Origin of the sequence: Streptomyces sp. MA5143a (assembly GCF_900290235.1) — a bacterium.
Classification (GTDB): Bacteria; Actinomycetota; Actinomycetes; order Streptomycetales; family Streptomycetaceae; genus Streptomyces.
In genome coordinates, this window is the sequence record NZ_OLMK01000021.1 from 135,252 (window position 1) to 143,550 (window position 8,299).

Below are 8,299 nucleotides of genomic sequence, written 5' to 3' on the forward strand. Positions count from 1 at the left end.
ACAACCGACTCGCCACGCAAAGCGGATGCACGGCGAGCCCTCCGTGACGGATCATGGCGGCATGTCTGCGAACCCATACGACGCTCTGCCGATCCGGCTCAACGTCGACGACAGCGACTCCCCGTCCGATGTCGTCGACGCGCTGTTCCTCGGCCGCTTCGCGACGGGCGAGCAGCCGTACGCGCACGCGGCGAACATCGACCGGGTGCGCACCGGTGTGACCCTGCTGCCGCCGGGCGCGCGCGTCCTGCGCGTGGCGCGGGACGACGACCGCAGCGCGACCCTCGCCGAGGGCGACGGCTGGACGCTGCTGGTGTCCCGCTGGAACCGGGGCGCGGACGTCACCGTGACGGCGACCACCGCCGAACTGGCGGAGAAGGTGCTGGGCCAGGCCACGGACGGCGCGGCCGACGAGCCCGAACCACAGCCGGAGAACGTGACGATGGGCTTCTGGTACGTCTCGCCGCGCCGGGGCCCGCACCGTACGACACGGCAGATCTCGGCGGGCACCTGGGAAGAGGTACGGCCCAACTACACGGCGCCGGTGGCGGACGCGATGGACCGCCTGATGAAGACGACCCCGGAGGACATCGCGGGCCGCCTCCTGCTGCTGCACGGCCCACCCGGCACCGGCAAGACCTCCGCCCTGCGGACGCTGGCCCGGTCCTGGCGGGACTGGTGCCAGGTCGACTGCGTGCTGGACCCCGAGCGTCTGTTCTCCGACGTCGGCTATCTGATGGACATCGCGATCGGCGAGGAGGACGCCACCGGCAAGGGCCGCTGGCGTCTGTTGCTGCTGGAGGACTGCGACGAGCTGATCCGCGGCGAGGCCAAGCACACCGCCGGCCAGGCGCTGTCCCGGCTGCTCAACCTCACCGACGGCCTCCTCGGCCAGGGGCGCAACGTCCTGGTCGGCGTCACCACCAACGAGGACCTGGAGCGGCTGCACCCGGCCGTGGTCCGCCCCGGCCGATGTCTCGCCCGAATCGAGGTCGGCGCGCTGACCCGCCAGGAGGCGGTGAACTGGCTCGGCACGGACGAGGGCGTCGGCCGCGAGGGCGCGACCCTGGCCGAGCTGTACGCCCTGCGCCGGGGCACCTCACCCACGTCCCTCCCGGAACCCCGCGGCGACGCCGACGCGGGGCTGTACCTGTAGCCGCCCCCCCCCGGCCGCCGACTGCATAGGTGTGGCGTCCGGGTGCTTTGATGGAGATATGACCCTGTTCGTCGGCACGTCGGGGTGGCAGTACAAGGACTGGCGGGGCGCCTTCTACCCGGAGGGCTGCCCCACCCGCCTCTGGCTGGAGGAGTACGCGGCGCGGTTCGCCACGGTGGAGAACAACAACGCCTTCTACCGGCTGCCGTCCCGCGAGACCTTCGAGGCCTGGCACGACCGGACCCCGCCGGGCTTCGTCGTCGCGGTGAAGGCGAGCCGCTTCCTGACCCACATCAAACGGCTCAAGGACCCCGAGGAACCCGTGGAGCGCCTGATGGGCCGCGCCGAGGGCCTCGGGGACCGGCTGGGTCCGGTCCTCCTCCAGCTGCCGCCCACCCTCCGCGCCGACCCGCCCCTCCTCGACGCCTGCCTCGCGCGGTTCCCCGCCGGGACACGCGTCGCCGTGGAGCCCCGCCACGAGTCGTGGTGGACCGACGAGGTGCGCGGGGTCCTGGAGGCCAGGTCCGCCGCCCTGTGCTGGGCCGACGTCCGCTCCCGCCCCGCGACGCCACTGTGGCGCACCACCGACTGGGGCTACGTCCGCTTCCATGTCGGCCGCGCCCACACCTGGCCCCACTACGGCCGCCAGGCCCTCACCACCTGGGTCCACCGCATCGCCGCCACCTGGCCCGACAGCGCCGACGTCCACGCCTACTTCAACAACGACCCCCACGCGGCGGCCGTGCTGGACGCCATGGCCTTCGCCCGGGCGGCCCGCAGAGCGGGGCTGACGGTGACGAGAACCCCCGAGCGGCTGCCCGGCTGACACCCCCGCCGGGCCGCTCAGCCGCCGTAGACCGCCCGCAGGGCGTCCCGGACCGCCGCGAGGGCCTCCGCCTCGCCGAGGCCCAGACGCCGCGCCCGCTCCGCGTACCCCGCCGCGGCCGTCGCCGCCTCCTTCTCCGCGGCCGACCCGGCGGCGGCCACGAACGTGCCGTTGCGCCCCCGCGTCTCGATCACCCCGTCCGTCTCCAGCGCGCGATACGCCTTGGCGACGGTGTTGGCCGCGAGCCCGAGCTCCTCGGCGAGCCCCCGCACGGTCGGCAGCCGGTACCCCACGGGCAGCGCCCCGGACCGGGCCTGCTCCGAGATCTGGGCGCGCACCTGCTCGTAGGGCGCGCCCCCCTCCACGATGCGAATGTTCAAGGTCACGCGGCGATTGTCCCGTACGCACCGGCCGCGGTCGTCGCACGCCCACCGGAAATTCGGAGGCGACCGGCGACACCGTCCGCGTACCGTGCGACCCCATGACAGTGATCGTGCGCGACCTCCGGACCGCGGATCCCGCGGACACCGAGGCCTTCGCCGACGTATGCGGGCGCGCCCTCCCCTTCCTGGTCAGCACCCCCGAGGCGGTCGTCCACGAGGCCGCCCACGCGGTCCCCGAGGCCCATGTCGGGCATCTGGTGGCGGAGGCGGACGGCGAGGTGATCGGGACCGCGCGACTGGGCATCGCCCACGACAGCCCCGAACCAGGTCAGGGGTACCTCAATGTGTATGTGCACCCGGAGCGCGTGCGCCGGGGCGCGGGCTCCCTGCTGGTGCGCGCCGCCGAGGAGCGGCTCGCGGCGGCGGGGGCGACGCGGCTGTTCTCGTGGGTGATGGACACCCCGGCCGACCGGGCGTTCGCCGAGCGGCGCGGCTACACCGGCAGCAGGTCCGCCCACTTCCTGCGGCTGGACCTCGCGACCGGCACGCTGCCCCCGCTGCGGGAGCCGCCGGCCGGCGTGGAACTGCGGACGGTCGCCGACTTCGCCGACGACCCGCGCCCCCTGTTCGCGCTGGACGCGGAGACCACGGCGGACGAACCGGGCGATGTCGGCGCCGAGTTGGACGACTACGAGCAGTGGCTCACCGGGACCTTCCGCCATCCGCTGCTCGACCACGCGCTGAGCACGGTGGTCGTCGTGGACGGCGCACCGGCCGCGTTCACCGTGGCCCGCACGGACGGCGGGGCCCGCTACTCCACCGGCATGACGGGCACGGCCCGCGCCTTCCGCGGCCGGGGCCTGGCGAAGCTCGCCAAGAACGACTCCCTGCACCGCGCCCGTGCCGCCGGTTACGCGGAGGCGTTCACCGGTAACGACGCCGGGAACGGGCCGATGATCGCGATCAACAAGTGGTTCGGTTACGAAGTGTGTGCGACGGAGGTACGCCATGTCCGGGAACTCGACTGAGCCGACCGGCGAGTTGGAGGTCGTCCTGCTGAAGGCGGGGCGTACGAAGATCCGCTATCCCGCCCGGCTGCTGGGCGACGACGGCGTCCGGGTCGTCGTCCGCGCCGACTGGGCGAGCCCCGGGGTGCGGGACTTCGGCTTCGTGCGGTTCGAGCCCGGTGACGTCTTCACCGAGTACTACTGGCGCGACCGGTGGTACTCCGTGAAGGAGGTCCGCGACGCGCGGGGCGGTCTGAAGGGCTGGTACTGCGACATCACCCGTCCCGCCGTGCGGTCCGGCGGGGAACTCGTCGTCGAGGACCTCGACCTGGACCTGTGGCGCTCCGCGGACGGCACGGACGTGGTGCGCCTGGACGAGGACGAGTTCGCGGACAGCGGGCTCGGGACCACCGACCCGGAGGCCGCGGCGGCGGCCCTGGCCGCGCTGGACGAGCTGGAACTCCTCGCGAAGGAGGGCGGCTTCACGGCCCTGCTGGGCTGACCGGGAGACGCGGGGGCGGGGAGCGTGGTGGGGCGGGCCCGGCGGGGTCAGAGGTCCGCGACCACCGCGTACCGCTCGTCCTCGACCCGCTTGCCCCACAGCCGCGCGTCGTCGTCGAGCCGGACCACCACCGCGTCGGAGACGAGCGGTGCGAGGAGCCCGTGCAGCCGCTCGGCGGGTATGCCGACCGGGCTGAGCGTCCCCCACACGCCCTCGACGAGCACGAGGCGCCCCCCTGGCCGCAGCAGCCCGCACCAGTGGCGCAGGGCGCGGGCCGGGTCGGGCAGGGCCCACAGGACATGCCGGACCAGGACGACGTCGAACCGCTCCTCCCCCACGGGCGGTGCCGTCGCGTCGCCGACGAGGAACACGGCCGGATGCCCGGCGAGTTTGGCGCGGGCGCGGCCGACCATGGCCGGGGAGGAGTCCACTCCGGTCACCCGGTGCCCCTGTTCGGCCGCGAGGAGTGACAGGCTGCCGGTGCCGCAGCCGAGGTCCAGGACGTCGGCGGTGCGGCGCGGCAGCCAGTCCCGCAGACGGGCCGCCCACGCCTCCCGGACGACGGGATCCCGCAGGCCGTGATCGGGTTCGTCGTCGAAAACGGCTGCCCGCGCGTCCCAGTCCACGGGCGGGGGCGGGTCGTTCGGCACGGAGTTCTTCGCGGTTTCGGGGCTCCGGGAGGTTTCACCGTCGTCGATGTTGGTCATGCCGCCAGAGTGACACCTGCCACTGACAGTCCAGAGGGTGACAGCCGCCACTGACACAGCACGACCCGATGAGTAACGCTCCCGGAAGAGGTCTACCTCCGTGAGAACGCGGAACACGGTAGACGCAAGGAGGCAGCCATGCGCCGTACGACCGTGCAGAAGCCCCTGAGGAAGTCCGACTCCCGCCGGGTGCGGGAAGAAGCCGACGAGCGCCCCGTCGAGCGCCGGGAAGTGCGGAAGGACATCGCGCGCACCTGGTGGCCGGACGGCTGACCCGGCCCCCGGCCGGTCAGCCGAGCCGCTTGCGGTAGTGGATCCTGTCGTAGGGCCCCTCCACCCGCCGCCCCACGACCTCGTATCCGAACTTCGGATAGATCTTCCGGTTCTCCCACATCATCGCGTTCGTGTAGAGCCTGATCTCCGGCAGACCGAGGGCGCGCGCGTGCGTGTCCACGAAGTCCAGGAGCCGTCTCCCGACGCCCCGTCCGTGGGCGTCGGGGTGGACGGCGATGACGTCGAGGAACAGGTGGTCGTCGTGTGCCTCGACGACCACCAGGCCGGTCACGGGGTCGCCGGTCACGAAGACGCGGCCCGCGGCCACGTTCGCCGCGTGGTCCGCCTCCATGGGCTGCGGTACGACCCCGATGCGTTCGATGTAGGGCCGGAACGCGGCGTCCGTGACGGCCCGCACGGCGTCGACGTCCGCGGGCTCCGCCCGTCTGATGCCCTCGCCTGCCGTCCCGTCCGTCCCGTGCGTCATGAGCGGGGGTGCGTGAGGGTGCGGCCGAGCAGGTCGAGCAGGGCCGTCCAGTGGCGTTCCGCCGCCTCGGGGTCGTAGGCGGCGGTGTCGGCCTGGGTGTAGCCGTGGGGGGCTCCCGCGTACACCTCGGTGCGGTGGGTGACGCCCGCCTCGTCGAGCGTCTTGTCGAGCAGCTCGATCTGCTCCTGCGGCATGGACGAGTCGTTGTCGGCGTGCCCGAGGTACACCTCGCCGGTGATGCGGTCCGCCGTCAGATGCGGGCTGTCCGGGGCGTCGGTCGCCAGCCGGCCCCCGTGGAACCCGCCCACGGCCGCGACCCGCTCCGGGAAGGCGCCCGCGGTACGCAGGGCGAGACCGGCGCCCATGCAGTAGCCGGTGATGCCGACGGGCCCGTCCGTCGTGTGCGGGCTGTCCGCCAGCCATGTGAGGTAGGTCTCGGCGTCCCGCACCGCCAGGTCCGGTGTCAGCGCCAGCATCACGGGGAGGATCCGGTCCCACAGCTCGGGGCGCGCGCCGGGGTCGATGAAGTCGGGCAGGTCGAAGACCGGGGCGCGTCCGGTGCGGTAGAAGACATTGGGCAGGAGGACCGCGTAGCCGGCCCCGGCCAGCCGGTCGGCCATCGCCCTCAGATGCGGCCGCAGTCCGAACGCGTCCATGTAGAACAGCACCGCGGGGTGCGGGGCGTCGTCGTCGGGGCGGACGAAGTAGGCGTCGGCGGTGCCGTCCTGGGTGGTGATGTCCACGGTCGTTCCCCGTACGTCGGTCATGGATGCTCCTCTTCGTCACTCCGACCAGTCGTCAACCGGTCATCAACTGTCGCAGTCGGTCGCATTGTTCCGCGTCCGGGTAAGAACGGGATCATCGACGGCTCCGCGGCCGGTGTTCCTGAGCCCCCGGTTAGCCCATCCTTAACGCGACCATAAGGATCTCCCGCACCCGCCCTCAGCAGGTGATGTCGCGGTTCCCTGGGGCTAGCTTGCTGATCGACCGGAAGCCCGGCCCGCCCGGAGAGCCCGGGATCCCGGAACCGCTTCGAGGAGTACCGCCATGCCCGCTGCCCGCCGCAAGGGCGCCGCGTTCGTCACCGCCGGTGTCGTCGGTGCCGCCCCGTTCGCCCCGACCGTGTGCGCCGCCGGGTCCGCCGCGGCGCACGGCTCGCCGGGCGACCCGGTGAGCCGGGTGGCGCAGTGCTACGCGGAGGGCCCCGAGAACAACGGCGGTGACGCCTCCGGTGGTTGGAGTGCGCCGGTGCGCGGGAGAGCCTCGCCTGGACGGGTGGGGGCGGCGTGAAGGGCGGCCGGCACGGCGGCTGACGGACTCCGGGGCCTGCCCGGCGGCTCAGGTCGGACAGGCCCCGGCGGTGTACGTCCGGGTCACCCGCGCCATGGGTGACCCGGCGTGTGTGCACGTGTCAGCCGATGACCGACAGACAGGTCGTCGGGGTGGCGTGGGCCGGGTCGAGGGCGTTGGTGACCTCGTGGAAGGCGACGCGGTCGAGGAGCCCGATCGCCGCGTGCTCGGAGAGGTCGGCGGCGCACAGGTCCTGGATGACGACGTTGCGTACGTTCGGGCCGTCGAGGAACTGGGACCGGTAGGGCGTGACGACCTCGTCGTACTTGGTGGCGAGGACCGTGTAGGTGACGCCGGGAACGGTGTCACCGCCCGCGTTGAGCTTCGTCAGGAACGGGGAGCCGACGACCTGGTCGGCGAGGGCGGGGGTGGCGGTGGACAGCAGATCGCCCGCGCCGGGGAAGTAGTCGAGGAGTTGGGTGAGGCCGCCCAGGGTGGTGCCGTGGTTGGAGGGGGCGATACCGATGAGGGCGTTCACCTCCGCCGCCCCGCCGAGGAACTTGAGGTAGTAGCGGGGCATCATGCCGCCCTGCGAGTGGCCGACGAGGTCGACCTCGGCGGCGCCGGTCGAGGCGAGCACCCGGTCGACGAAGGTGTCGAGCTGTTTCGCCGACTTGTCGATCGGGCCGAGGCCGTTGAAGAAGGGGACGCCGGGGAGCTGTCCGTAGTCGAGCGAGTAGACGCAGTACCCGCGGTTGACCAGGTACGGGGCGAGGCCCAGCCAGTTGTCGACGGAGTTGGCGAACGTTCCGTGGACGAGGACGACGGGGCGGGGGTGGGCGCTGGAGGGTTCGCACGCGTAGTCGTTCCAGCCACGGCTGGAGGTGGCGGCCGTGTCGGCGGCCGCGGCGGAGGTGGCGGGGAGGGTGGTCGCCGCGGCGGCGAGGAGCAGGGCGGCCAGCGGTCTGATCAGGCGCTTCCAGGGCAGCATCGGGTGATCTCCTTGCGGCTCAAGGGACGTGCGACGGCGTTCGCCCTGTGATCCGGATCACGAGGATGCTGTTCTATCCAGCCAAGTTACGGGTGGGTAGTAAAACTGGGAAGTTACGCGTCAGTAAAAACTTCAAGCGGTGCCCGTGGACGCTGATACGGGACGGCGAAACCGTCACCAGGCGGGCCTGATGGGGCCATGGGGGGCGATGCGCGCCAACTGTTCGCGCAGCGCCCGCACTTCCGCCTCCCCGCCGAGCGCGCCGCTCCACCCCGCGACCACCTCGGCGGCCGCCTCCTCCGCGGCCCGGGTGCAGGCCCATCCCCGCTCGGTCAGCACGATCAGCCGGGCGCGGGCGTCCCGGGGGTGCGGCCGGCGCTCGACGTACCCCTTGGCGACCAATTCCTCGACGAGCTGACTGGCGCCCTGCTTGGTCACTCCGAGATGGCGGGCGAGCTCGGTGACCGTCGCACCGTCCGGGGCGAGCCGGGTGAACGCGAACCCGTACGCGGGCCGCCCCTCGAAGCCCCGGGCGACGACCCCGTCATGGATGCGCTGCGTCAGCTCACCCGCGACGGCGAGCAGGGCGGCGGTGAGCCCGAGGGCCTCGGAGTTCTGCATGCCCGCATTGAAACACCGTCCCTCTGGACTGAGCGGGAGTGAGTCCTGTTGCCAGA

12 protein-coding genes are annotated in these 8,299 nt (G+C 72.7%); 6 read left to right on the forward strand and 6 right to left on the reverse strand.

Annotation, left to right across the window (positions count from 1 at the left end):
• Positions 1-61: 61 nt before the first annotated feature.
• Positions 62-1,156: a DUF5925 domain-containing protein gene (locus SMA5143A_RS10965; RefSeq protein WP_107462678.1), complete on the forward strand. Its 1,095-nt coding sequence runs from the start codon at positions 62-64 to the stop codon at positions 1,154-1,156.
• Positions 1,157-1,214: 58 nt separating this feature from the next.
• Positions 1,215-1,982 (forward strand): DUF72 domain-containing protein, encoded by a 768-nt coding sequence (locus SMA5143A_RS10970; RefSeq protein ID WP_107462679.1) that lies wholly within the window; start codon positions 1,215-1,217, stop codon positions 1,980-1,982.
• 17 nt (positions 1,983-1,999) lie between these two features.
• On the opposite strand, the gene SMA5143A_RS10975 is transcribed toward SMA5143A_RS10970, so the two are convergent.
• A complete protein-coding gene (locus SMA5143A_RS10975) occupies positions 2,000-2,368 on the reverse strand; it encodes a GntR family transcriptional regulator (RefSeq protein ID WP_107462680.1) in 369 nt (122 codons plus the stop codon).
• A 95-nt stretch (positions 2,369-2,463) separates the two neighbouring features.
• On the opposite strand from SMA5143A_RS10975, the gene SMA5143A_RS10980 reads away from it, so the two are divergent.
• A complete protein-coding gene (locus SMA5143A_RS10980) occupies positions 2,464-3,393 on the forward strand; it encodes a GNAT family N-acetyltransferase (protein ID WP_107462681.1) in 930 nt (309 codons plus the stop codon).
• The gene (locus SMA5143A_RS10985) at positions 3,374-3,874 is read left to right on the forward strand and encodes a DUF402 domain-containing protein (RefSeq protein ID WP_107462682.1); all 501 of its coding nucleotides are present in this window, start codon (positions 3,374-3,376) and stop codon (positions 3,872-3,874) included. The genes SMA5143A_RS10980 and SMA5143A_RS10985 overlap by 20 nt, the downstream gene beginning before the upstream one ends.
• A 47-nt stretch (positions 3,875-3,921) precedes the next feature.
• On the opposite strand, the gene SMA5143A_RS10990 is transcribed toward SMA5143A_RS10985, so the two are convergent.
• On the reverse strand, positions 3,922-4,581 hold the full coding sequence (locus SMA5143A_RS10990; RefSeq protein ID WP_107462683.1) for a class I SAM-dependent methyltransferase: 660 nt from the start codon (positions 4,579-4,581) through the stop codon (positions 3,922-3,924).
• A 138-nt stretch (positions 4,582-4,719) separates the two neighbouring features.
• On the opposite strand from SMA5143A_RS10990, the gene SMA5143A_RS43795 reads away from it, so the two are divergent.
• Entirely contained in the window at positions 4,720-4,854 is a 135-nt protein-coding gene (locus SMA5143A_RS43795; RefSeq protein ID WP_258193464.1) for a hypothetical protein, read from the forward strand.
• Between the two features lie 16 nt (positions 4,855-4,870).
• Here the strand turns inward: SMA5143A_RS43795 and SMA5143A_RS10995 are convergent, their stop codons facing one another.
• A complete protein-coding gene (locus SMA5143A_RS10995) occupies positions 4,871-5,341 on the reverse strand; it encodes a GNAT family N-acetyltransferase (RefSeq protein ID WP_107462684.1) in 471 nt (156 codons plus the stop codon).
• Positions 5,338-6,108, reverse strand: a complete 771-nt coding sequence (locus SMA5143A_RS11000; protein ID WP_107462685.1) for a dienelactone hydrolase family protein — start codon at positions 6,106-6,108, stop codon at positions 5,338-5,340. Before SMA5143A_RS11000 ends, SMA5143A_RS10995 begins: the two co-directional genes overlap by 4 nt.
• A 280-nt stretch (positions 6,109-6,388) precedes the next feature.
• Between SMA5143A_RS11000 and SMA5143A_RS11005 the strand changes: the two genes are divergently transcribed.
• Entirely contained in the window at positions 6,389-6,631 is a 243-nt protein-coding gene (locus SMA5143A_RS11005; protein WP_375136475.1) for a hypothetical protein, read from the forward strand.
• A 121-nt stretch (positions 6,632-6,752) separates the two neighbouring features.
• Here the strand turns inward: SMA5143A_RS11005 and SMA5143A_RS11010 are convergent, their stop codons facing one another.
• Entirely contained in the window at positions 6,753-7,622 is an 870-nt protein-coding gene (locus tag SMA5143A_RS11010; RefSeq protein ID WP_107462686.1) for an esterase/lipase family protein, read from the reverse strand.
• Positions 7,623-7,796: 174 nt separating this feature from the next.
• A complete protein-coding gene (locus SMA5143A_RS11015; RefSeq protein WP_107462687.1) occupies positions 7,797-8,243 on the reverse strand; it encodes a MarR family winged helix-turn-helix transcriptional regulator in 447 nt (148 codons plus the stop codon).
• Positions 8,244-8,299: the final 56 nt, after the last annotated feature.

Excerpts from the sequence above, each read along its gene's own strand:
- SMA5143A_RS11015 (WP_107462687.1), bottom strand. The coding sequence starts at position 8,243 with ATGCAGAACTCCGAGGCCCTCGGGCTCACCGCCGCCCTGCTCGCCGTC.
- SMA5143A_RS11000 (WP_107462685.1), bottom strand. The coding sequence starts at position 6,108 with ATGACCGACGTACGGGGAACGACCGTGGACATCACCACCCAGGACGGC.
- SMA5143A_RS11005 (WP_375136475.1), top strand. The coding sequence starts at position 6,389 with ATGCCCGCTGCCCGCCGCAAGGGCGCCGCGTTCGTCACCGCCGGTGTC.
- SMA5143A_RS10970 (WP_107462679.1), top strand. The coding sequence starts at position 1,215 with ATGACCCTGTTCGTCGGCACGTCGGGGTGGCAGTACAAGGACTGGCGG.
- SMA5143A_RS10965 (WP_107462678.1), top strand. The coding sequence starts at position 62 with ATGTCTGCGAACCCATACGACGCTCTGCCGATCCGGCTCAACGTCGAC.
- SMA5143A_RS10985 (WP_107462682.1), top strand. The coding sequence starts at position 3,374 with ATGTCCGGGAACTCGACTGAGCCGACCGGCGAGTTGGAGGTCGTCCTG.
- SMA5143A_RS10980 (WP_107462681.1), top strand. The coding sequence starts at position 2,464 with ATGACAGTGATCGTGCGCGACCTCCGGACCGCGGATCCCGCGGACACC.
- SMA5143A_RS10995 (WP_107462684.1), bottom strand. The coding sequence starts at position 5,341 with ATGACGCACGGGACGGACGGGACGGCAGGCGAGGGCATCAGACGGGCG.
- SMA5143A_RS10990 (WP_107462683.1), bottom strand. The coding sequence starts at position 4,581 with ATGACCAACATCGACGACGGTGAAACCTCCCGGAGCCCCGAAACCGCG.
- SMA5143A_RS11010 (WP_107462686.1), bottom strand. The coding sequence starts at position 7,622 with ATGCTGCCCTGGAAGCGCCTGATCAGACCGCTGGCCGCCCTGCTCCTC.
- SMA5143A_RS43795 (WP_258193464.1), top strand. The coding sequence starts at position 4,720 with ATGCGCCGTACGACCGTGCAGAAGCCCCTGAGGAAGTCCGACTCCCGC.